Raw genomic sequence first — 23,727 nt, 5'->3', positions numbered from 1 at the left:
TATTTTTCGTTTTAAGTTTTTTTCTTATTAAATATGGAAGTCCCCTTTGACCAAAAAATCAATTACTCCTAACCATGACGCGGACGAAGGTGTGGACCGTTATGATTTGCCACCTGACTTTGATCCTTACGTGCCAAGTCGTGAAGATATCTTGACGTGTCTACGAGACAGTCAAAAACCTTTAACTATAGAACAACTGGCAGCGCAGTTGCACATAGCTATGCCTCTTTCAATAGGCGCAGAGCGTCGTTTGGCCGCTATGCAACGAGATGGGCAGCTTCGTATCAATGCAAAAAAACAAATTGAAATTAATACGAAAACGTCTTTTGTAGCGGGTCGAGTGCAAGGTCATCGCGATGGCTTTGGCTTTCTTATTCGAGATGACGGCCAGCAACCTGATTTGTTCCTGGCTCCGCGTGAAATGGCGCGTGTTTTACATGGTGACAGAATTCTCGTACGCCCTGACGGTGAGTACCGCGGTAAGCCTGAAGCCATCATAGTAGAAGTCTTAGAGCGCGCGACGAATAAATTAGTGGGGCGTTTACATAAAGAGCAGGGTATTTATACGGTTGCCCCAGAAGACCAACGTATTAAGCATGATATTTTTATTGCTCCTGCAGATATTGGTGGTGCCAAAGATGGTCAGGTAGTCACCGTAGAGATTACGCGTCAGCCAGCTCGCCATTTACAGCCTCAGGGAAAAGTAATAGAGGTCTTGGGTGAGATTGATGATCCCGGTATGGAAATTGAAATTGCCGTACGTAAGTTTGATGTTCCTGTTGATTTCTCCGATCAAACGCTGCAGCAAGCTGCAAAAATCCCTCAAAAAGTACGGGCTCATGAGTACAAGGGGCGCGTTGATTTACGCGATTTGCCTTTCATCACTATAGATGGCGCCGATGCCCGCGATTTTGATGATGCCGTGTATTGTGAAGAAATTAACGTAGGTCGTGGTAAAACGTACCGTAAAGGCTGGCGTTTATTGGTGGCTATTGCCGATGTGAGCCATTATGTGCAACCTAATGACGCTATTGATGAAGATGCTATCGAGCGCGGGACCAGTGTGTATTTTCCGCGTCGGGTTATTCCTATGCTGCCTGAAGCCTTGTCTAATGGTATTTGTTCTTTAAATCCGGGTGAGGATCGTCTCACTTTAGTGTGCGATATGGTGATTCCGGGTGAAGGGGCTCGTACAGGTAAAGTGACGGCCTATCAGTTTTACCCGGCGGTGATTCATTCTCATTCCCGTACCACTTATGATCAAATCTGGGATGCGCTGCAACAGCCACAAGGGCCTGCCGCTAAATCTTTAGGCGCTATCTATCCTTTTGTGCAAAGCAGTTATGAGCTTTTTCAAGCGTTGTTAACGCAGCGTCAAGAGCGAGGGGCCATTGACTTTGATACCGTGGAAACTAGCATTATTTGTAATGAGCTAGGGCGCATTGAACGCATTGAGCCTTTAGTACGTAATGATGCACATAAACTTATCGAAGAGTTTATGTTAGCCGCTAATACCTGTGCAGCAGATTTCATGAGACGTCATAAACGTTTTGGGTTATACCGAGTACATGAAGGCCCTACCACTGAAAAGTTAGCTGCCTTTAGAGAGCATTTGCGTACCGTAGGTTTGCATCTAGGTGGCGGTGATGAACCCACCACGGCGGATTATGCCAAAGTCATTAGTGAAGCTAAAGGGCGGTCGGATTTTGAAGTGATTCAAACCATGTGTTTACGTTCTATGCAGCAAGCTATTTATAGCCCTGAGAATAGTGGACACTTTGGTTTGTCTTATGATTTATATACGCACTTTACTTCACCTATACGTAGGTATCCAGATTTACTTACGCATCGTGTAATTAAATCTATTATCAAAGGCAAACGGTATGTGCCTAACATAGGCGCAGAGCCAGGTGAGGAATTGCTCACCCGTAATCAACGCGAACTCTCTATCTGGGAGCGCTTAGGAGCTATGCTTTCTGTGCGTGAGCGCCGTGCTGATGAAGCCTCTTATGATGTGCAGGCCTGGTTGAAGTGTTACTTCATGAAAGACCATGTGGGTGAAGTGTATAGCGGTAAAATTACCGGTGTAGCGGCTTTTGGTATCTTCATCACTTTAGATACCTTGTATGTTGAAGGGATGGTGCATATATCCGAACTGGGTTCTGACTACTTTATCTTTAATGAGGCGACCCATGATTTACGTGGAGAGCGTACAGGCATACGTTATAAGCTTACCGACGCGGTGCAAGTGCAAGTGGCTAGGGTTAATTTAGAAACACGTAAAATTGATTTTCGATTGATTGAAGGCACGGGGTATAAAACACTCACTTCAACCCCTAAAGCCGCGCGCACCGGTCGATCTCATAAAAAAGCAGCACCCGCTAAACCCAAAGGGCTTAAAGGCACAGCCAGTGAGCGCCGTGCTGCAGCCCGTAAAGCGGCCGCGGCAGAGAAATCGGGTGGGCGTAAGTCTAGACGCTCACGCCGTTAAACTTAACCTAAAGGATTGTTGTATATGTCATTACAAATGTTGGCGGGCTTTCATGCGGTACAGGCTCGCCTGCGTCACGCCGCTGAATCTATTAAAGAACTCTATATAGAGGAAGCACGTCGTGACAAGCGTATGCAAAATTTTATAACGCAGGCGGAGCAAGCGGGTGTGCGTATAATTTTTGCTGATAAAACACGTTTGGATACCCTGGCAAAAGGGGTGCGCCACCAAGGGGTAGTGGCTATGGCTGTAGAGGTGAAATTAGCCGTTGATATTGAAGATGTGCTAGATGAGCTCGAAGATAATGGTATCGCCCCTTTATTACTGATTTTAGACAGTGTTACCGATCCCCATAATCTAGGTGCTTGCCTGCGTACTGCCGATGCAGCGGGAGCTCATGCGGTGATTGCACCTAAAGATCGAGCCGTAGGGCTTAATGCCACTGTGCGTAGGGTAGCGAGTGGCGCTGCAGAAGCCTTGCCCTATATTACGGTCACTAACTTGGCACGCACTATGCGTCGCTTACGCGAACGCGATGTCTGGTTGGTGGGTACAGACGATCAAGCCACTGAATCCATGCATCAGGTGCACGGCAAACGTGGTATGGCTTGGGTTATGGGAGCAGAAGGTGAGGGCATGCGTCGTTTGACACGTGAAACGTGTGATGAACTCGTTAGTATTCCTATGCTGGGCTCTGTAGAGAGTTTAAATGTAAGTGTTGCCAGTGCGGTCTGTCTCTATGAAACATTACGTCAGCGCACAGTTGATTAATTAACGACTAAAAAGTAAATAAAAAATGAATAATGGATTCACTACACACATAGTGCATGCAGATAGACGTGCTGGTACAGAGCATGGTGCGGTACATCAGCCCTTACATCCTTCCTCAGAATATGGTTTTAGTGATGCTCGTGAGTTAGCAGCTGTTTTTCAAGGTAAGCCGGGCTTTAGTTACGCGCGCCAAGGGACGCCCACTACAGCAGCCTTGGAGCGTAAGATCACCCAAATGGAGCAGGGAATAGCGAGTGTCAGTTTTGCCTCAGGGATGGCGGCTGTTAGTGCCGTATTTCTTACTTTATTACGCCAGGGTGATCACCTCATTTGTAGTAAATATATTTTTGGTAATACCAATAGTGTGTTGCTCACCTTGCAGCAATTTGGGGTGGAAGTGACGTTAGTGGATGCCACAGATATTCAGGCCGTAAGAACAGCCAAACAGCCAAATACCCGTATGGTTTTTTGCGAAACCATTGCCAATCCAGGCACTCAACTTGCTGATCTAGCAGTCATAGGGCAGTGGTGTGCTGCAGAACAACTTTTGTTTGTAATAGACAACACGCTAAGCACCCCTTGGTTAGCTCCAGCCAAACTATTTCAGGCGGGTTTGGTGGTTAACTCGTTGTCCAAAGGTATTGGCGGCCATGGTCATGCTCTAGGTGGAATGGTGACTGATACGGGTTTGTTTGAGTGGTCGCAGTATCCCAATATTTTTCCGGCTTATCGTACAGGCAATAGTACGGGGTGGGGCATGGCCCAGATCAAGAAAAAAGGTTTGCGTGATATGGGGGCGGCCATGTCTTCTGATACAGCGCATCGTTTAGCTATAGGGGCTGAAACTTTATCCTTACGTATGCAGCAAGTCTGCCATAACGCTTTACGCTTAGCATTACATTTAGAACAACATCCCAAGGTAGTAAAAGTGCATTACCCGGGTTTGAGTTCACATCCACAGCATGTGAGAGCTACTGAGTACTTTGACGGTCGTTATGGCGGTCTTTTGAGTGTGGAGCTGCATGCAGACATTGATGTGTTTGATTTTCTAAATCGCTTACGGGTACTGGTGCTTTCAACGCACTTAGGCGATAACCGCAGTTTAGTCTTACCGGTTGCACATACTATTTATTATGAGATGGGGGCAGAGCAGCGGGCCTTAATGGGGATTTCTGATAATTTATTACGTATTTCTGTAGGCATAGAAGAGACTCAAGATTTGATTGATGATTTTAGTCAAGCCTTAGACGCTTTTTTTATTTAGGGGCTAAGTGTTCACATTTTCGTATTTAAGTGTTACAAACATAGTATTGATGCGGCTCTCAGTATAAGGTTTAACTTGACAGTTAGCGTGAATATAGGCTTAATACGTCCTTATAGGTGTCAGAGCTTAATTAAACCCCAATGAGAGCTGTCACTACTTTTTTCATATAACGTCTATCCTTCAGGTAGCGTACTACACATTATTCAGAGGTAATTCTTAAATGAATAAAACCGAGTTAATCGACTTTATTTCTAACAAAGCTGACTTATCTAAAGCGGACGCAGGTCGAGCCTTAGATGCCTTCATCGATGCGGTTACCACCACACTCAAAGACAAAGAATCCATCACTCTAGTTGGTTTTGGTACCTTTGCCGTATCTGAGCGTGCTGCTCGCACCGGTCGTAATCCTCGCACGGGCGAAGCCATTGAAATCAAAGCGGCAACCGTACCTAAATTCCGTCCCGGAAAAGCCCTACGTGATGCTGTTAACTAAATAGAATTTTAGGAGATGTAAAAATAAATGCTAAATACTCTTGCTTTTATTTTTAATACACTCTATAATTCTTTTTGTCGTCGCAGTTAAAGACGCACAGCAAGACCAAATGGGTGTTTAGCTCAGCTGGTAGAGCGGCGCCCTTACAAGGCGTAGGTCGGCGGTTCGATCCCGTCAACACCCACCACACCCTTGCTGTGTAATAAGGGCTTAACTACTAGATTAAGTCCTTTTGTTTTTATAGTTTAAATTTATTGCGATAGATAAGCCCTAATAAATTAAATGGGTGTTTAGCTCAGCTGGTAGAGCGGCGCCCTTACAAGGCGTAGGTCGGCGGTTCGATCCCGTCAACACCCACCATTTAATTTATTAAAAATGAGAACCAAAGCAATTTGCTTGGTTCTTTTTTTTCGTCTATTGATTACTATAAGGGAAAATCAGGTAGTCATCGGGCAGCTGCTTTTGCTATAACTAGACCGAACACAAAGTCATTAACAATAAATACCTCTTATTTAATCATATGCCACATGTATCAAAATGTATTATTAAGTATAGAGAAGCAAAGGGGAAGGCGTTATGAGTGCTATTTATTTAGTGGTCTTAGGCTTAGGTGGTATGGCTTTAGGCTACCTCTTTTATTCTAAATTCTTGGCCCAAAAAATATTTCAACTTGATGACTTTAGGCCTACACCGGCTCACGAGTTTGAAGATGGTATTGATTTTGTGCCTACTAATAAGTACGTACTGTGGGGGCATCATTTCACCTCGGTGGCAGGAGCCGCTCCTATAGTAGGCCCAGCTATTGCTGTGATCTGGGGTTGGTTACCTGCATTTTTATGGGTAACTTTAGGTACCATATTTTTTGCTGGAATTCATGATTTTGGCGCGATCTGGGCGAGTATTCGTAATAAAGCGAAGTCAGTGGGTTCGTTAACGGGTGATGTGGTGGGTAAACGTGCTCGTTCGGTTTTTATGATCGTTATTTTTCTAGTTTTATTGATGGTGAATGCGGTATTTGGTGTAGTGATTGCGGGTTTACTTATCAATAATCCTGGTTCAGTGGTACCCGTATGGGGTGCTATTGTTGTAGCGCTCATTATAGGACAGCTGATTTATCGTGCTAAGGCCAGCTTGTTTATAGTGTCTGTAATAGGGGTGATTGCCCTGTATGCGCTTATTTATGCAGGACCTCAGGTTCCATTGGCCTTGCCAGAAACCGTATTTGGTTTGTCAGACCGGGCCGCTTGGATTATTTTGCTTTTTGTGTATGCAGCCATCGCCTCCTTACTCCCAGTTTGGATGCTTTTACAGCCCCGTGATTACATTAATGGTCTGCAGCTTTTTGTGGGTTTAGGTTTAATTTATTTAGCGGTATTTATTGCAAACCCAACTATAGTCGCGCCTGCGATTAATCCTGATGTGCCTGCGGGTACGCCCTCAATGATTCCCTTGTTGTTTGTCACCATTGCGTGTGGGGCTATTTCTGGTTTTCATGGTTTGGTGGCATCTGGTACGACTTCTAAACAGCTCGATAAAGAGTCAGATGCTCGCTTAGTAGGGTATTTTGGTGCAGTGGGTGAGGGGGCGTTGGCCTTAGCGGCTATAGTGGCAGCTACCGCCGGCTTTGCTTCCTTGGCTGACTGGCAAGCGATGTACCATTCTTTTGGTCAAGGCGGAGTTAGTGCTTTTGTTAATGGCGGTGCCACCATATTGCATTCTGGTATCCCTTTTATTGATGCGGATATTGCAGCCACCATGCTTACCGTTATGGCGGCACTTTTTGCGGGTACAACCATGGATACCGGTTTACGTCTACAGCGTTATATCTTTCAAGAGTGGGGTGAAATCTATAATATAGCTTGGTTAGGCAAGCCGGTCCCAGCCACCTTATTAGCAGTGATTAGTTGTTTAATTTTAGCTTTTGGTGCCGGTGGTGCAGATGGCTCGGGCGGTTTACTCATTTGGCCTTTATTTGGCACAACTAACCAGTTATTAGCAGGCTTAACTCTACTTGTTATTGCGGTAATGTTGGTGCGTAAGCGTGTTACCGCCAATTATGTGATTTGGCCTTTAGCCTTTTTGCTTCTAATGACACTGGCGGCGCTACTGTTGCAGTTACGTAGTTTTTACCTAAAGCAAGATTGGTTCCTGTTTGGCTTAGATTTAATTGTACTCGTCGCAGCAGTATTGGTTACTTTAGAGTGTGTGAGCGCATTACGCTTTGAAAAACGCAAAATTGCAGAGGTTGTATAAATTATAAAGAGGTGTTGTATGAAAAAAGGCGTGTGGTCAAGATTTCGTCGCTGGTGTACTCATGCTAATGAGTTAGGTACGCAATATTACAACGCGCCTTATCGTGCTGCTATTGCTCGCGCTAAGCGTGAGGAAGAGGATTTATTTATGCTTTTGGTGTTTGCCGAAATGATGGGAGTACCCAACCCGGCATCCTGGTACACCTTAGAGTTACAGCCCATTTTATTAGAGCGCTTCCATGACTGGCATATACGTATGGGCATGGAGCGTTCTCCTTTAGATAATTTTAGGTGCTGCTAATGCCAAATCATCCGTTTTTTGATGTAGGGGGTCTTTTAAAGCAAAAAGTATTACTTGTAGGCGGTAAAGGGGGGGTAGGTAAAACTACCGTTTCATCGGCTTTAGCTGTGTATGCTGCAGCTCAAGGGCACCGTGTGTTGTTAGTTTCCACTGATCCAGCTCATAGTCTGAGCGATGTGTTCGGTCGTCATATAGGCAGTAAGCCGGTGTATATGGCTGAAAACTTGCATGCTTTAGAGTTAGATCCTGAAAAAGAGGTGGATGCTTATCTTGAACGGGTATTAGCTCAAATGCGACGTTATGCGGGGCCTGATCAAGTGCATGAGTTACAACGTCATTTACGCCTATCACGCTTATCGCCCGGAGCCCAAGAGGCCGCCTTACTGGAGCGTATTGCTCAGCTTTTAGACACTAGCTTTAAAGAATATGATTTACTTGTCTTTGATACAGCGCCTACAGGGCATACTTTACGGCTGTTTACCTTGCCTGAGGTCATGGCGGCTTGGACAGATGGTTTGTTAAAACATAATAAACGTTCTGAACAATTAGGTAAGGTGTTAGCACACTTAAGTCCAGGTCGAGATCTGTCTAATCCATTAAAAGATCCTCAAGAAGAGAAAAACCCAGATTTAGATGAGCGCAGTCAGCAATTAGTGGCTACCTTAGAAGCGCGTCAAAGTCTGTTTCATCGTACGCGTCGTCTATTACATGATGCTTCTGCTGCGGGTTTTTTATTTGTGCTCACACCAGAGCGTCTGCCTGTATTAGAAACGGAACGCGCAGTTAACTCCTTAGCTGACGTGGGCATTAACGTGGCCGGTTTAGTGGTGAATCGCGTGTTACCTAATCATTTAGACAGCGCGTTTTGGCAAAATCACTTGCAGCGCCAACAGCAGTATCTTACTGAGATAAAGCAGCGTTTAGGGCATTTACCTTGCAAGCAATTATTATTACAAGAGCAAGAAATACAAGGTACAGAAGCATTAAAAAACTTCGCTCAACAACTGTTAAGTCCTACACCATAACACTGTTATTGATAATCATTATCATTACTGTTAAGATGACGCTTTACTCATTATTTGTAAGCGTAGTATGACGCACCCTTCCCATGATTCGTTAGAGCGTTCACGCCTGTGGCTAAAGGTTACAGGACTGGTGGCTGCCATTGGTTTGCATGCAGGCGCAGTGGCGTTTTTAGTGTATAGCTCCGAGCCCAAGATGGTGGGCGAGCCTGCACAAGAAGAGGTTATTGCTGTTAGCTTAGTAGATATTAATGAATTAGAAGAGGGTGTAGAGGCCGAAGAAGTAGCAGAAGAAATTATTGAAGAGACAGTGATTGAAGAGCCTGAGCCTGAGCCTGAGCCTGAGCCTGAGCCGCAACCAGAACCGGAGCCAGAGCCAGTAGTAGAGGATCCTGTAATCCCTGAGCCTGTGGTGGAGAAACCCAAACCTCAGCCAAAACCTAAACCTAAACCTAAACCTAAACCTATTCCACAGCCTAAGCCAAAAATAGAAAAAAAAGTGGCTGAAATAGCTAAACCAGCCGCTGCTCCTAAAGCAGCACAAACGGATACTGATCTAGGTGGTCAAAAAGCCAAGGCGGTTAATCCCCATAAACCACGCGTGATTAGTCAAGTGAATTACCAAGGAGCTCCTCCACGCCCCGTTTATCCACGAGCTTCTCAGCGGCGTAACGAACAAGGTACCGCCATTGTGCGTGTAGTAATCACCACACAAGGCACGGTAGGGGAGTTATGGGTTAAAAGCTCTTCTGGACATGATCGTTTAGATAAAGCGGCTTTAGATGCCGTGCGTAAAGTAAGGTTTAAGCCTTATACCGAAAATGGCGTTGCATACAGAGCAATCGCCGACATTCCTTTTGATTTTGTTTTATAGGACTCAGGCATGATGCAGGAGCTAATAGATGTATTGTGGCTAACAGCAGCGCAAGTGCAAACCGCCACGCAAACTCAAGTACAAGAAGAGGGCATGCTGCATTTTATTGCACAAAGTGATTGGGTAGGCAAAGGCTTATTTATCGTACTGGTGTTGATGTCAGTGGCTAGTTGGTATTTAATCATAGTAAAGAGCATTACCTCTTATAATTTAAAACGGCGATCTAAGGCTTTTTTACGCGAGTTTTGGGCAGCGGGTTCTTTAGAGCAAGTAGAAAATGAAATTGCTACCCATGGAGCCACAGAGCCTTTCTCCCATTTGGCCAGTCATGCGATTCATGCCCAAGGCCATCATAAAAAATATGGGGCGTTACGCTTGGAAGAAAAAGGTTCTACAGAAGCCTTTATTACGCGTATTATGCGCAAAGTGATTGATGAAGAAACCGCTCGTTTAGAAAATGGCCTTACTATTTTGGCTTCAGTGGGTTCTACTGCGCCTTTTGTGGGGTTATTTGGAACCGTATGGGGGGTGTATCATGCCTTAATTAATATAGGCTTATCCAGTGAAGTGGCGTTAAACAGCATTGCTGGCCCTGTAGGTGAAGCATTGATTATGACAGGATTGGGTTTGGCGGTGGCGATTCCGGCTGTATTAGCTTATAACGGTTTTGTACGAACAAATCGCGTCTATTTAGCTCAATTAGATGCTTTTGCTCATGATCTATTCACCTTTCTCACCACCGGCCAGCAGGTTGCAGATGGTAATGGTAAGAAACTACATAACAGTAAAAACAAAGGGTAGTCGTTATGTCATTTGGCAGTTTTGATAAAGGCGGGTCACATAATGCGACGAATGCAGAAATTAATATGGTGCCCTTAATTGATGTGATGCTGGTGTTATTGGTCATTTTTTTGATTACCGCACCCTTATTAACCCATTCTATTTCTGTGCAACTACCTCAAGCCTCGGCACAACCGGTAGACAAAGAAAGTGTGTCTCTTGATTTAGCCGTGACGGCAGAAGGCTTAGTGTATTTAGATGACCAACTCATCGAGTTAGAAGATTTGACAGCGACTTTACAGCCTATGTCTTTAGAAAACCCTCAGCCTGAAATCCGTATTCGTGCAGATGAAGAAACGCGTTATGAACTTTTAGCACAAGTGATGAGTCGCGCTAAAGCGTCAGGTTTAACGCGCTTAGGTTTTGTTACCAGACCGGATGCGAGCACATTAGCGCCTAGCACAGCGCCCTAAAAGATAGAATTAGTATAAAATCGCTATATGCGAGTATTAATTATTGAAGATGACTGCGTTTTAGGGCCCGCACTGCGTGATTTTCTCTTAGAGCAAGGCTATATAACACAGCTGATTACACACGGTGATCAGCTGTTATTGTGTTTAGAAGAGACCCCTTTTGATCTTTTGGTTTTGGATCTTAATTTGCCGGGTTTAGGAGGGTTAGACGCCTTGCGTCAATTACGGCAAGCGAATTATGACGTGCCTGTGCTTATTTTAACCGCTCGTGATGCCTTAGAAGATAGAGTGGCGGGTTTAGATGCCGGTGCTGATGATTATGTTACGAAGCCATTTGAATTAGCTGAGCTGGCTGCACGCGTACGCGCTTTAGTACGGCGTCAACAAGGGCATTGTACAAAAGCTTTAGAATTTGGCGCTTTGCGTTTAGATACCCATCATCGCGAGCTACGTTTCAATAATCAGCGAGTTAGTGTTTCAGTGCGTGAGCTGGCATTGCTTGAATTACTAATGAGACGTGCGGGAAAAGTGGTTACAAAGCAGCAGATTATCCAGTCTTTTTCCGACAACAAGGTCATGTTTAGTGATAATGCCGTAGAAGTGTATGTGTATAGACTGCGTAAACGTTTAGAGCAAACAGGAGTAAAAATCCAAACCGTGCATGGTTTTGGTTATGCCCTAAATACTGCAAACCAGTCTACGGTCTAATATGTGCACTCGTTTTATGAGCTTAGGCCAATCCTTAAAAAAAGGTAGCTTAGCACGTCATTTGATGCAGCGATTATTCCCACCCATAGCCTTGCTAGTCATGTTGGATTTAGGCGTGACCTGGATCTTAACGAGTCGTATGCATTTAGAAGAGTGGCTATTACGTGATATTTTTTGGACCATGCTCTTAAGCCAGTTATTGTGGGTGGCGTTATTTGGTTGGGTGTTAATTAATGGTTTGCGTTCAGGTTTGGCCTCTGTGCAGCAGCTTGCTGACGATATTGCCGCTCAAGATACCGAGCAATTACAGCCTTTAGTAGCGGCTGATTTGCCAGCCGAGTTGCGTCCCTTAGTTGAGCACTTTAATCAGCTTTTAGGGCGTTTAGATAATAGTGTGATTGCACAAAAACGCTTTATTAGTCATGCGGCGCATCAGTTGCGTACACCTCTTAGTGCTCTACGCTTAGAAACTGAACTTATGTTAGCTAAAGAGTTGCCAGCCGATTTGCGCGTGCAGGTGCAGCGTATTAATCTCAGTACAGAGCGGATGATCCGTTTGGGCCAACAGTTACTAGTATTGGCGCGAGCGGATTCCGCTGCTAATCCCAAAGACCGCTTTATACGTTTAGATTTATGCGAGTGGGCGCGCACTAGCGGTGCTGAGTGGTTAACACGTGCTCAAGCACATCAACTTGAATTGGTGTTAATTGCTCCTGAGACACCCGCTTGGGTAGATGCAGATCCCTTATTGCTTGATGAGCTACTAGGTAATTTAATTGATAATGCCTTGCGTTATGCACACGCTAAAACGCGTATTACGCTTAGAGTAACGGTAAATCCGCCTACATTAAGTGTGGAAGACGATGGTGTGGGTATTACTATTAGTGATCATCATCAAGTATTTGAAGCGTTTTATCGGGGGGAGCAAAGCCAAAGTGACGGCTCTGGGCTCGGTTTAGCCATAGTAAGAGAAATTGCGTTGGCCCATGGAGCTGGCTGGAATTTATTGAGCCGACCCCATGTAATGGGCACTCGTATTAGTATCGTATTCCCGGGGCCTCGTATGGGAATAGGCTTAGATAGGCGAGTACCGCCTACCAAGAACTATTAATCAATAGGAGTAACTACACGTCCAGGAGTTTGTCGTTGAGAGGCGGCAGGATTCGCACCCTGACCTCGTGGATCTGGTTGATTTTGAGCAGCACCTGCACCTCTAGATACAGGGCGAGTTACCTCATAAGGCTCTCCGGGTACTTCAATGGTGGTATGACGCAACATGCCACCACCTCGAACTGAACCGTAAGTCTTAGTTTGGTGTTTACCTTGCATTTGTTCTATGCAGTGCTGACGCTGAGATTCGGGCAGTCTATTACAGCGAGCTATCCGGTTTTTTTCTAAGGTTTGCATATCAGGCGAGGTATGTTTGCGATTTCTATCATTATGTGCTGCATAAACATCCCGCTGACAATTAACTCTGGCGTCACCGCTTAAGGCTTTACACTCAGCTAAGGCTTCTTGATAAGACTGTTGTGGAGTTGAAGCTTGAGCATGGGCGACGCCTAGGGTTGCAAAGCTAAGACTGATGGCGGCAATGCTAAGAGATATCACATTTTTTTTCATTCTGAACTCCGTGTGGTTAAACATATAAGTAGTGTAACAAGAGCTTGTGTAACAAAAAGTAAACGTTTACTGCTGAGGGTTATGGCTGATGTTTATCCTCGTCCTCATCTGCTATTTGCTCCTTGGATTTTGTAGGCAAGTCCATTGAACCGGGTTCGTCGGGGGCGTAGTCGGTCAGACGTTGACGCAATTCTCGCTTTATGGCGGCTCGCATGAGTAAAATAGCGGTAACAGGTGAAGTAATAATTAATAATACCGTAATAATCAGTGGATAGATTAGTAGTTGCTTTGCTGTCACGCTGGCGGTCAGGGCACAGGCTATTAATAAACAAAACACCCCCAAGGTATTGCCTAAAGTAGGCGCGTGCATACGGGAGTAAAAGTGTTTAAGCCGCACTAAACCCAACGTGCCTACTAAGGTAATAATGCCACTGAGCACAATTAATAAACTAATAATAGCATTAAGCCAAAAGGGAAAAGTACTCATGGCTCAATTACCTCAGCACGTAAGAGAAATTTGGCCATTACCGCTGAACCTACAAAGCCAAAAAGCGCGATTAATAAAGCAATGTCAAAATACAAATGCGTGCCAAAACGCAAACCTAAAGCCAGTAATGCCATCAAACCATTACTGTACATGGTATCTAAGGCTAAAACCCTATCGGCAGCGGTGGGGCCGGTTAATAAGCGATAAGCAGCCACGGCAATGCCGATGCTATAGCAAAGCAAAGCAAATAAACTCGCCCAGTAAATCATTTAAAAATCTCTATTAAAGGTTCTTGATAACGCTTTTGAATAGTATCTAACCAAAATTGCTCGTCTTTTAAATCTAAAATATGCAAAGTAAGTATTTGTTCTTTTTCATCAAAACCAGACCAAACCGTACCTGGCGTATACGTAATAATACAGGCTAAGGCGGCTAAGCCATGCGGATCTTGTAGTGTTAAGGGAATATCTAAAAAACCCGGAGTAGGTTTGGCTTTTTTCGTAAAAAGTACAATAAAGCCTACGTCATAGTTTGATTTTACAATGTCTAAAGCCACATGCCAGCACAGCCTGAGGGCTAAAAAGGGGTGATGCATCGTGGCGCGTAATGGCCTAAAGGGAATGGCTGCAATACTTAATAAGATTCCAAACGTTATTCCTAAGGCTAAATGACCTACTGAAAAACCGTTTAAGAGTAGCCAAAGAAAGGTCAGCAGTAAGGGCAGAAAAGTAAAATTAAGGTATTTTCTTATCATGGCCTAATTCCTACAGAGCGAATGGAGTCGCGTGCCAAAACTGCCGCTACATAGCGGTGTGGCTCATCTAAATAGGCCGCGGTTTGTTCCAAGTAATTAGTGATAGGGCCTGCACGCATAGCTAACACCGCGCAGAGAGAAATAAGAAATGCCACAGGCAAAGCTTCATTAAGGCGTAACCGTGGTACCTGTATATCACTAAAACTCCAAAATAGACGAATTCCTGTCCTAGATAAAGCCATAATGCCAATAAAGCCAGAGAGTAAAACTGTGGCCGTAAACACCCAAGCATTCGCGGTGTAACCAGAAGACTTTAAGGCTGCGGATAATAATGAAATCTTAGCAACAAAACCCGATAAAGGCGGCAAACCTATAATAAGTAACGCGCAGGCAATAAAAGACATGCCCAAAAAAACCATAGCGGCAGGTATAGCTATGCCTACTACGTCATCAGAGCTGTCTTCGCTTTCGGGGTCCGCTAAGTCAAAGGCTTCTTGACTTACCGCTAATAAGTCAGCTCCAAAATTTTGGGCTCGACCAATCATCTCTAGCAGCATAAAAAATGCCCCTATGGCTAAAACTGAGCTAAGTAAATAATAAAGAGCGGGTCCAGTAAGAATAACGCCCGGCATGCCTAAGGCTGCCAATAAGGTGCCTGAAGAAATCACAACGCAATAACTGGCCATGCGCTCCGGTTGGTGGGCTGCTAGCATACCGAATGAGCCAAAGGCCAAGGTGGCTATACCGACTGGAAACATCCAGTCACCGCTAAAGGCCGCAGGTGCGCCCGTAGGAAGGAGTAGGGAACCTATGCGAAGCAGGGCGTAAATCCCTACCTTTGTCATAATTGAAAACATGCCCGCCACAGGGGCGCTGGTATTGGAGTAGGTAGCTATCAACCAGTAATTAAGTGGCCAAGCGGCCGCTTTGATTAAAAAAGCGACGCCTAAGACAGCTACCGCCGCTTCAAACATCAGGCGATCAGCGCCAGATAAGTTTCCTGCTTTATAGGCTAAATCTGCCATATTTAACGTGCCACTAATGCCATAAATAATCGCGATAGCAATCAGCAGTAAAAAGGAGGAAATTAAGTTAACCGCAATATAATGCAAACCTGCACTAACACGCTCACGCCCGGAGCCATGCAGCATTAAACCATAAGAAGCCGCGAGGAATACTTCAAAAAATACAAATAAGTTAAAAAGATCACCGGTTAAAAAAGCGCCATTTAAACCCATAATAAGCAGTTGAAATAGGGGGTGGAAATGCACGCCGGCTTTATCCCAACGGGCCGTAGCATACCACCAAGTGGTACTGGCTAAGATGCTAGTGAGCACCAGCATAATGGCTGCTAAACGATCCACCACCAGTACAATACCAAAAGGTGCGGGCCAATCACCCAGTAGATAAACGCCCACACCATGGAGCCAATCGGTTCGTATGGAGCCATCCGCCATACCGAGCAGGTTGAGTGCTACATAAAACTGTAAAGCCAAAGAGAAGATACCTAACGCTATTTTGGCATGACGGTGTTTATCGCGCACTAACAGCATAATAGCTGCAGTCATTAATGGAATAGCGATAGGAAATACAGGGAGGTGTGTTTGCCACATTACGACTTTTCCTCACGGCCATCTACGTGATCGGTGCCGGTAAAACCACGATTAGCTAAAAGCACCACAAGAAAAAGGGCGGTGGTAGCAAAGCCAATTACAATAGCAGTTAATACCAAAGCTTGAGGTACTGGATCAGCATAGAGCATGGCATCAGCGCCACGTTCAGTAGAAATCACCGGGGGCGCGCCTAAGCGAATGCGCCCCATGGCAAAAATAAACAAGTTAATGGCATAGGATAATAAGGATAAGCCCATAATAAACTGAAAAGTTCGGGGGCGAAGCACAAGCCAGATTCCAGATCCAGCAAGCACCCCAATGGCTAAAGATAAAATAATTTCCATTAGACTTCCTGTTTTTTTTCTAAGGCTTTTTGAATAGAAGGCAGTTTTCTATAGAAACGTAGTGATTGATGCGCTATAGCTACCAAAATCAATACCGTAGAACCCACTACCAGCATATAAACCCCTATATCAAATAATAAGGCGCTAGAAGTATGAATGGTGCCTATGAAGGGGAGGTCTATATCCCAATTCTGGGCCGATAAAAATGGTTTCCCGTAGAGCCAAACAAGCATAGCGGCAAAACCAGCTGTAATCATGCCTAAGGCTACCCATGTTTGGGGCTGAATTAAGGGTCTTGACTCTACCCAAACTACGCCACCTACTATGTATTGCAAAATAATAGCAGTGGCCATAATTAACCCACCTACAAAGCCACCGCCTGGTAAGTTGTGCCCACGCAATAGGAAGTACAAAGAAATAAGTGTGGCAATGGGTAATAGTAAACGCACAAGCACAGCCGGTATTTTCATAATACCTTCAGGTAAAAGTGCATTTGGGTCAGGCTCTGTAAAAGTGGTGTCAAGCGCACTACGCTGGTTCTGGCGTCTAGTTAAGGGTACGGCTACGGTTTCCACCGGCGGGCGAAAGCGACGTAGGAGCGCATAGACACTTAACGCAACCACTCCTAATACCGTGATTTCTCCAAAGGTATCAAAGCCACGGAAATCAACCAATATCACGTTTACTACGTTGGAGCCCCCGCCTAGAGGTAGAGCTTTTTCAACTAAAAACTCTGAAATGCCTTTATTGGTGGGGCGGCTGAGCATTGCAAAAGCTAAAGCGGCTATACCGACACCTCCTGCGGTGGCCACAAAAATATCGCGTAGGTGTCGGTAGCGAGCCTTGGCTCGTAATAAGCCCAATCCGTCTACCAAAGGTTTAGGTTTAGGGAGCCAACGTAAACCTAATAAAATTAACACCACAGTAACCACTTCTACTGCTAATTGAGTGAGAGCTAAATCAGGCGCAGATAACCATGCGTAACTTAGACTAGTCACTAAGCCAGCACCGCCAGAAAGCAATAAGGCGGCCGGCCGATGAAACTTTGCATAATACGCTGCACCGATGGCGCAGGTCGCACCAGCAAGCCACATCAAAGCAAATAAAGGATCAATGGGGTTTAAGTGTTGGATGTTAAACCAATTACCTCTACTTAAAGGTAATGCCGTGACGGCAAGGGTAGCAACGAAGATAATGAGTACTTGGCGTTGTAAACGCGCTGAGTATGTGTAATTAATCACCATATCAGCACCGGTTTCTATCCAACCCATCAACCACTCAAAGAAACGGCGCCCATTCAAGCGATATAACAAGGGTGCACGATCAGAGCGGCCTGTGCGATAACGGTTTAAGATCCAAATCAAAGCAATGCCCCCTACCGTAGCGATGGCGCTCATGAGTAAAGGCATATTAAAACCTTCCCAAACATGCAATTGATAGTTAGGAGTTTGTACACCCAAAATGGAATAGACCGCCGTGTATAAAATGGGGCCTACCGTATATGCAGGTAAAATCCCTACGACTACACAAATTGTCCCCAAAATGGCATTGGGTACTAGCATAAAACGCGGTGGTTCGTGCGGCGTGCGAGGTAGATCTGTGGGCTCAGGACCAAAGAAAACTTGGCTAATAAAGCGTAATGAATAAGCCACACTGAATATACTTGCTATAACGGCAATTATAGGCAGCAACTGACTAAACCAATTATCATTAGTGGCAGCGAGGGTGGCCCCAAAAAACATTTCTTTGGAAATAAAGCCATTAAGTAAAGGAATACCCGCCATAGAAGCCGCAGCAATGGTGGCTAAGAGAGCGGTGATGGGCATAGCGTGACGTAAGCCTGATAAACGATTGAGGTTTCTAGTACCTGTTTCGTGGTCTACAATTCCTGCCGCCATAAATAAAGAGGCTTTAAAGGCGGCATGATTAATGATATGAAATATAGCCGCCACTAGAGCCATAGGCGTACTTAGGCCCAGTAGTAAGGTAATAAGCCCTAAGTGACTGATGGTAGAATAAGCTAATACGCCTTTCATATCGCGTTGAAAAGTCGCTACATAGGCCCCTAAGGTTAATGAGATCAGCCCGGCTCCACCTATGATCCATATCCATTCTTGTGTGCCTGACATCACCGGCCAAAAGCGTGCGAGTAAAAATACCCCCATATTTACCATGGTGGCTGAGTGTAAATAGGCCGAGACGGGGGTAGGTGCCGCCATGGCGCGCGGTAGCCAAATATGAAAGGGAAATTGAGCGCTTTTCGTCAGGGCACCTAAGGCAATTAATACTAATAAAATAGGGTACCAATGGTGGGCTTGAATTTGTTCGCGTGACTGCAGTACCGTGCCCAGATCATAGCTACCAGCTACTTGGCCTAGCATTAGGGCTCCTGCTAGTAAACACAAGCCGCCCCCACCTGTAATAACCAAAGACATACGGGCTCCGCGCCTGGCATCGCGGCGGTGGTACCAATAGGCAATCAACATAAATGAAGACAGGCTGGTGAGCTCCCAAAACACCACAAGCTGGATAAGATTCCCCGATATAACTACCCCTAGCATAGATCCCATAAAGATTTGTAAAAAGGCAAAAAAACGTCTAGCTGGATCTTGCGCAGAAAGGTAATAATGTGAGTACAACGCTATAGAAGCGCCTATACCACTTACAATTAAGCTAAAAAGCCAAGCGAAACCATCCATACGCAACGTAAAATCAATGCCGTAGGCGGGAATCCATTGCGAGGAAAATAGCGCGACTTCACCATCAAAAACAGTGGGAGTATAAACTAAAGTGGTAGCCGCGCAGATAAGCGCCACTATACCTGCTAGGGAGGCGTGCAGCTTGCGTTGAGAGGCGGGGAGTAATGAAGAGATCAGACTACCCAAAAAAGGGAGTGCTAAAATAATGAGCAGGTACATCAGGCTCTCGGTAACAAATTAGGAGTTTGGTTTTTAATAGTACGACATTTGTTGCTATTTACGGCAAAAAACGACCAAATTCAATGATAAATAATAAAAAACATGGGCTGCGTTCTGAGAAGGCTTGATCTATATCAATTAGTGAGTGGGAGTAGGAGGGCATAATTAAAGTCACCGTTTAAACGATTATTGTTTGTAGATTTAAGGTAGTAGGAGCTAACTATGAGTCATGACACCGCTGTCCCTATAGATACGGTCCATATATCAGAACGTCTGATAAAACGGTTTGATCGTTCAGGGCCGCGTTATACCTCGTACCCTACTGCTGATCGTTTTATGGCTGATTTTGATTCTAGTCATTATATAACGGCATTAACAGAACGCCAGCACCAAGCTAATCCATCGCCTTATTCGGTTTATGTGCATTTGCCTTTTTGCGCATCACTTTGTTATTTTTGTGCTTGCAATAAAATTATTACCCAGGATCATAGTCGCTCTAGCAGCTATGTAGATGCGGTTCTTAAAGAGATGGCTCTTTTAGAGCCCCACTTAGGAGAACAGCGCGCTACGACACAATTACATTTAGGGGGCGGTACGCCTACCTTTTTACAAGCCGATGAGTTAACTAAACTCATGCAAGGCATTCAGCAGCATTTCCAATTTACCGCAGACGCTGAATTAAGCATTGAAATTGACCCCCGCACGGTAAATGCTGAAAGCTTATCGTTTTTAGCAGAATTGGGTTTTAATCGCACGAGTTTTGGTGTGCAAGACTTTGATCCGGCGGTGCAGCAAGCGATTAATCGTATTCAGCCTTTAGAAATGGTAGAGCTTGCTATTGCCTCAAGTCGAGAAGTGGGTTTTGAGTCTATAAATACAGATTTAATTTATGGCTTACCAAAACAAAGCATCGCTAGTTTTAGTGATACGGTTGATGCTTTAGTGGCGTTACGTCCTGATCGTATTGCTTTATATAATTATGCGCATTTACCGCAACGATTTAAGTCACAGCGCTTGATTAATGCAGAAGATTTACCGAGTGCGGATGAGCGTCTACAGATTTTTTTGATGGCTGCACAGCGCTTATTAGATGCGGGGTATGAGTACATTGGTTTAGATCATTTTGCCTTACCTAATGATGAATTAAATTTAGCACGCTTAGATCATAGCTTACAACGCAATTTTCAAGGATACACCACGCGCGCAAATAGCGATCTTATTGGATTAGGGGTGTCAGCTATAGGTAAGGTGGGCGGTACGCATATTCAAAATCAACGCTCTTTAAAAGAATACCGTGCCACTATAGCAGCCAATGAATTAGCGACTTTTCGCGGCTTTGTGATGGATCAAGACGATCTATTACGTAGTGATGTAATTATGACATTAATGTGCAGCATGCCTGTGCATTTCTCCACATTCAACGCGCGTTACCAGATAGATATACAGCAGTATTTTGCCGCCGAGTTAGCGGCATTACAACCTTATGTAGAGGCAGGTTTAATAGAGATCACAAATCGCCACATACACGTCACAGCCAAAGGCCGTTTGTTCGTACGTGCTATTAGCATGGAGTTTGATAAATACTTACGTCAAGCGACTAATGCAACGTATTCACGGTTAATTTAACGGAAAATCAATCATGGTTATGCGGTTAGCGAATCACTCTTTGTTTCAAGGTTGGAGTAAGGCGGAGTTAAAAGCGTTATTCGCTGAATCGAGTCCGCAAGATTATAAGATGGGAGAGGTGATTTTTAAGCGAGGGCAGTACAGTACAGCTCTTTATTTCATTGAGGCAGGACAGGTGCAATTACAGTTAACATCGCCTAAAGGAGTGGTTAAGAAATTTACCACTCTGCATGCTGGTGAAAGTGTGGGTGAGGCGTATATGCTCATGGATAAGCCTTATGGTATTGATGCGGTGGCATTAAGTCCGGTAAATATGAGCACCGTGTCGCAAAAGTCATATTTTGAATATATAGCACAACACCCCCATTTAATGCGTTTACTGGTGGCTAGTCTCAGTGAGCGGCTTTATTACTTATTGGGTGATCTGTTTACTGCAAGGCTGCATTCAGGTACTCAGCGGGTGATTTGCTATTTACTGGAAGATTCGTTCTTGAGCTCAGGACCCCGTATTAGCTTAACGCAGCCTAAATCGAAGATAGCCGCCGCGTTAAATTTAACGCCGGAACACTTTTCTCGCATCTTAAATGACTTGTCATCACGCGGTTTTATTGTGGTAGAAGGGCGGCATATTGAGTTTTTAGATATAGAAGGACTGTTTGCTTATGAGCGCTAGTTTTTCTTTTCTCCACCTAAAGCGTCTAGCAACTCAGTAATCAACACATTCAGCTCTGTGCTCATCAGTAAAAAATCACTATCAAAGCTTTGGGCTTCATCTTGAGCGTTTTGTTCTTGTTGGTCGCTAAGTAAGTCTGTGGGAGTTAAACGTTTGACTTCTAAGCCGTCTGTTAGAACAAAAGAGATTTTATCTGCCCACGTAAGTGCTAAGCGAGTGCATTGTTTACCCTCACTAATATGCTTACGTACTTCGTCACTATCTAGATTATGACGAGCATAGCGTACTATCGCACGGCTTTCGCCAATTGCACGTAGCTCCGTATCTTGATCTATAGAAAATGGGTAAGGGGCGGTGAAATCAGCCAGCCAGCTTGTCATGGCGGTGCTAGGAGAGAGTTCAGTATAAACTGGTACAGCAGGAAACACCTCAAAGGTTTTAGCTAATAAACCCATCACTTCATCTGCAGTAGCCGCTGCGGCAGCATCTACGGCTAACCAATGGTTTATAGGATCTATCCATACAAAAATCTCCCGCTTTACACTAAAGGCGCGTGGTAACAGTTCTAGAATTAGATCGTCTTTCAGATCTCTCATCTGTTTGCGCCCCACCTTATAGCCTTGCTCTGCGGCTTTTTCTTTGGCACGTTCACGAGCGATTTGATTAATCACAGTGGTGGGCAACAGTTTTTTCTCTGCTTTAGCACACAATAAAATTTGCCCTTCAATACGATGCACTAAATCCGTATCCTCGCGCGGAGCTGTCCAGCCTAAGCTAACCGGATCTTGGCTGCCACCAGGTGTAAAAGCCTGTTTAGCAATGGCTTCGTCTATGGACTCTAGCTTCCACTCAGGGTGCAGACGAAAAAAACGTAAATTTTTAAACCACATAATTAAATAATACTTAATACAATAATAAATGAAAAAACAGACTTCAATTGTACGCACAAATACAGCACGCTAGGCTGAAAGTGCAGTTTTTTTAGCCATTGCTATTACTACATAGAGCAAAATAAGCGGAAATCTATTAAGCTAAACGATATGAGGTGTTAGTTAAAAGTGATTCGCCATCTGTTTATTTATACAGTACAATAAGAGCATAGCGATAACAATGAATATGGGCAAGCGCTCATTAATACAAAAAGGATAGTTACATGGATGATAGGCGTAATAAAGCAGTAGCTGCAGAGCGTGAGAAGGCTTTAGCCGCAGCATTATCTCAAATTGAAAAACAGTTTGGTAAAGGCTCCGTGATGCGTTATGGAGACAATCAAGTGGAGCATGATATACAAGTGTGTTCTACTGGTTCTTTAGGCCTTGATATAGCCTTAGGCGTTGGTGGTCTACCTCGTGGGCGTGTGATTGAGGTGTATGGCCCAGAATCTTCGGGTAAAACTACCCTTACCTTAGAAGTGATTGCAGAAATGCAAAAACTAGGCGGTACCTGCGCTTTTGTTGATGCTGAACATGCTTTAGATGTGCAGTATGCCTCTAAACTGGGGGTTAACCTTAGTGATCTTCTTATTTCTCAGCCAGATACCGGTGAGCAAGCCTTAGAAATCACAGAAGCGTTAGTGCGCTCGGGTTCTATAGATTTAATTGTGCTGGATTCGGTTGCGGCACTTACCCCCAAGGCTGAGATTGAGGGCGACATGGGAGACTCTTTACCCGGTTTACAAGCCAGACTCATGAGTCAAGCTTTGCGTAAACTTACTGCCGTTATTAAACGCAGTAATTGCATGGTTATCTTCATTAATCAGATCCGTATGAAAATTGGGGTAATGTTTGGTAATCCCGAAACCACTACAGGTGGTAATGCATTGAAGTTTTACTCTTCTGTGCGCTTAGATATTCGCCGTATTGGTGCAGTAAAGCGGGGTGATGAAGTAATAGGTAATGAAACCCGCGTTAAGGTAGTAAAAAATAAAGTAGCACCTCCTTTCAAGCAAGCTGAGTTTGACATCATGTATGGGGGCGGTATTTCACGTGAGGGTGAAATTATCGATTTAGGAGTGAAGGCTGAAATCGTCGATAGGGCAGGTGCTTGGTATAGTTACGAAGGCACACGTATTGGTCAAGGCAGAGATAATTCCCGTGAATACCTACGAGAAAATCCGGCGTTAGCACGTGAGATTGAAAACAGAGTCCGTGCCCACCATGGTATTGCTCCCCTAGAAGCCATCGTAGAGGAGGCCAAAGAAGAAGAGACTCCAACAGCAACAAAAACTGCGGCTAAAACAATTACAGACGACAAATAAGAGTGT

General features: G+C 44.6%; 23 protein-coding genes and 2 tRNA genes. 17 read left to right on the top strand and 8 right to left on the bottom strand.

Annotated features, from left to right (window positions below; genetic code table 11):
* The first annotated feature begins 46 nt into the window (after positions 1–46).
* From rnr to AC2UZJ_RS09775, 14 genes are all read left to right on the top strand, one after another.
* A complete protein-coding gene (gene rnr / locus AC2UZJ_RS09840) occupies positions 47–2,491 on the top strand; it encodes a ribonuclease R (protein ID WP_486949974.1) in 2,445 nt (814 codons plus the stop codon).
* A 24-nt stretch (positions 2,492–2,515) separates the two neighbouring features.
* Positions 2,516–3,262, top strand: coding sequence for a 23S rRNA (guanosine(2251)-2'-O)-methyltransferase RlmB (rlmB, locus tag AC2UZJ_RS09835; RefSeq protein WP_486949973.1), 747 nt, complete (start codon positions 2,516–2,518; stop codon positions 3,260–3,262).
* Between the two features lie 25 nt (positions 3,263–3,287).
* Complete coding sequence (locus AC2UZJ_RS09830; protein WP_486949972.1) at positions 3,288–4,526, top strand: cystathionine gamma-synthase family protein; 1,239 nt, start codon at positions 3,288–3,290, stop codon at positions 4,524–4,526.
* A 220-nt stretch (positions 4,527–4,746) separates the two neighbouring features.
* Complete coding sequence (locus AC2UZJ_RS09825; RefSeq protein WP_486949971.1) at positions 4,747–5,019, top strand: HU family DNA-binding protein; 273 nt, start codon at positions 4,747–4,749, stop codon at positions 5,017–5,019.
* Positions 5,020–5,130: 111 nt separating this feature from the next.
* Positions 5,131–5,206: transfer RNA gene (locus tag AC2UZJ_RS09820), tRNA-Val, on the top strand.
* Positions 5,207–5,303: 97 nt separating this feature from the next.
* Positions 5,304–5,379 (top strand) — tRNA-Val (locus AC2UZJ_RS09815).
* A gap of 216 nt (positions 5,380–5,595) precedes the next feature.
* The gene (locus AC2UZJ_RS09810; RefSeq protein ID WP_486949970.1) at positions 5,596–7,272 is read left to right on the top strand and encodes a carbon starvation CstA family protein; all 1,677 of its coding nucleotides are present in this window, start codon (positions 5,596–5,598) and stop codon (positions 7,270–7,272) included.
* A gap of 18 nt (positions 7,273–7,290) precedes the next feature.
* On the top strand, positions 7,291–7,572 hold the full coding sequence (locus AC2UZJ_RS09805) for a cory-CC-star protein (protein WP_486949969.1): 282 nt from the start codon (positions 7,291–7,293) through the stop codon (positions 7,570–7,572).
* Positions 7,572–8,597 (top strand): ArsA family ATPase, encoded by a 1,026-nt coding sequence (locus AC2UZJ_RS09800; protein WP_486949968.1) that lies wholly within the window; start codon positions 7,572–7,574, stop codon positions 8,595–8,597. The genes AC2UZJ_RS09805 and AC2UZJ_RS09800 overlap by 1 nt, the downstream gene beginning before the upstream one ends.
* Positions 8,598–8,664: 67 nt before the next feature.
* Positions 8,665–9,468: an energy transducer TonB gene (locus tag AC2UZJ_RS09795; RefSeq protein ID WP_486949967.1), complete on the top strand. Its 804-nt coding sequence runs from the start codon at positions 8,665–8,667 to the stop codon at positions 9,466–9,468.
* A 9-nt stretch (positions 9,469–9,477) separates the two neighbouring features.
* Positions 9,478–10,269: a MotA/TolQ/ExbB proton channel family protein gene (locus AC2UZJ_RS09790; protein WP_486949966.1), complete on the top strand. Its 792-nt coding sequence runs from the start codon at positions 9,478–9,480 to the stop codon at positions 10,267–10,269.
* A 5-nt stretch (positions 10,270–10,274) separates the two neighbouring features.
* Positions 10,275–10,721, top strand: coding sequence for an ExbD/TolR family protein (locus AC2UZJ_RS09785; RefSeq protein ID WP_486949965.1), 447 nt, complete (start codon positions 10,275–10,277; stop codon positions 10,719–10,721).
* A 27-nt stretch (positions 10,722–10,748) separates the two neighbouring features.
* Positions 10,749–11,429 (top strand): response regulator transcription factor, encoded by a 681-nt coding sequence (locus AC2UZJ_RS09780; protein WP_486949964.1) that lies wholly within the window; start codon positions 10,749–10,751, stop codon positions 11,427–11,429.
* A gap of 1 nt (position 11,430) precedes the next feature.
* On the top strand, positions 11,431–12,540 hold the full coding sequence (locus AC2UZJ_RS09775; protein ID WP_486949963.1) for a sensor histidine kinase: 1,110 nt from the start codon (positions 11,431–11,433) through the stop codon (positions 12,538–12,540).
* Here AC2UZJ_RS09775 and AC2UZJ_RS09770 read toward each other — a convergent pair.
* The 7 genes from AC2UZJ_RS09770 to AC2UZJ_RS09740 all read right to left on the bottom strand — a co-directional run bounded on the left by AC2UZJ_RS09770 (position 12,537) and on the right by AC2UZJ_RS09740 (position 19,165).
* Positions 12,537–13,049: a hypothetical protein gene (locus AC2UZJ_RS09770; protein ID WP_486949962.1), complete on the bottom strand. Its 513-nt coding sequence runs from the start codon at positions 13,047–13,049 to the stop codon at positions 12,537–12,539. The two genes, AC2UZJ_RS09775 and AC2UZJ_RS09770, sit on opposite strands and share 4 nt — an antisense overlap.
* 79 nt (positions 13,050–13,128) lie before the next feature.
* Entirely contained in the window at positions 13,129–13,536 is a 408-nt protein-coding gene (mnhG, locus tag AC2UZJ_RS09765) for a monovalent cation/H(+) antiporter subunit G (RefSeq protein ID WP_486949961.1), read from the bottom strand.
* Complete coding sequence (locus AC2UZJ_RS09760; RefSeq protein ID WP_486949960.1) at positions 13,533–13,805, bottom strand: K+/H+ antiporter subunit F; 273 nt, start codon at positions 13,803–13,805, stop codon at positions 13,533–13,535. The genes mnhG and AC2UZJ_RS09760 overlap by 4 nt, the downstream gene beginning before the upstream one ends.
* Positions 13,802–14,290 (bottom strand): Na+/H+ antiporter subunit E, encoded by a 489-nt coding sequence (locus AC2UZJ_RS09755; protein WP_486949959.1) that lies wholly within the window; start codon positions 14,288–14,290, stop codon positions 13,802–13,804. The genes AC2UZJ_RS09760 and AC2UZJ_RS09755 overlap by 4 nt, the downstream gene beginning before the upstream one ends.
* Entirely contained in the window at positions 14,287–15,903 is a 1,617-nt protein-coding gene (locus AC2UZJ_RS09750) for a monovalent cation/H+ antiporter subunit D (RefSeq protein ID WP_486949958.1), read from the bottom strand. The genes AC2UZJ_RS09755 and AC2UZJ_RS09750 overlap by 4 nt, the downstream gene beginning before the upstream one ends.
* Complete coding sequence (locus tag AC2UZJ_RS09745) at positions 15,903–16,247, bottom strand: Na+/H+ antiporter subunit C (RefSeq protein ID WP_486949957.1); 345 nt, start codon at positions 16,245–16,247, stop codon at positions 15,903–15,905. Before AC2UZJ_RS09745 ends, AC2UZJ_RS09750 begins: the two co-directional genes overlap by 1 nt.
* A complete protein-coding gene (locus AC2UZJ_RS09740) occupies positions 16,247–19,165 on the bottom strand; it encodes a monovalent cation/H+ antiporter subunit A (RefSeq protein ID WP_486949956.1) in 2,919 nt (972 codons plus the stop codon). The genes AC2UZJ_RS09745 and AC2UZJ_RS09740 overlap by 1 nt, the downstream gene beginning before the upstream one ends.
* Positions 19,166–19,387: 222 nt before the next feature.
* Here AC2UZJ_RS09740 and hemN point away from each other — a divergent pair, with 222 nt between their 5' ends.
* Together hemN and AC2UZJ_RS09730 are read left to right on the top strand one after the other, a co-directional pair.
* Positions 19,388–20,791, top strand: a complete 1,404-nt coding sequence (hemN, locus tag AC2UZJ_RS09735) for an oxygen-independent coproporphyrinogen III oxidase (RefSeq protein ID WP_486949955.1) — start codon at positions 19,388–19,390, stop codon at positions 20,789–20,791.
* 13 nt (positions 20,792–20,804) lie between these two features.
* On the top strand, positions 20,805–21,464 hold the full coding sequence (locus AC2UZJ_RS09730; protein ID WP_486949954.1) for a Crp/Fnr family transcriptional regulator: 660 nt from the start codon (positions 20,805–20,807) through the stop codon (positions 21,462–21,464).
* Here AC2UZJ_RS09730 and AC2UZJ_RS09725 read toward each other — a convergent pair.
* A complete protein-coding gene (locus AC2UZJ_RS09725) occupies positions 21,461–22,354 on the bottom strand; it encodes a recombination-associated protein RdgC (RefSeq protein ID WP_486949953.1) in 894 nt (297 codons plus the stop codon). The two genes, AC2UZJ_RS09730 and AC2UZJ_RS09725, sit on opposite strands and share 4 nt — an antisense overlap.
* 263 nt (positions 22,355–22,617) lie before the next feature.
* On the opposite strand from AC2UZJ_RS09725, the gene recA reads away from it, so the two are divergent.
* Positions 22,618–23,721: a recombinase RecA gene (recA, locus tag AC2UZJ_RS09720; RefSeq protein WP_486949952.1), complete on the top strand. Its 1,104-nt coding sequence runs from the start codon at positions 22,618–22,620 to the stop codon at positions 23,719–23,721.
* The last annotated feature ends 6 nt before the right edge of the window (positions 23,722–23,727 follow it).

The sequence above is a fragment of the Paenalcaligenes sp. DL 309 genome (assembly GCF_057475285.1).
This window is presented reverse-complemented; position numbering and strand designations above follow the sequence as displayed.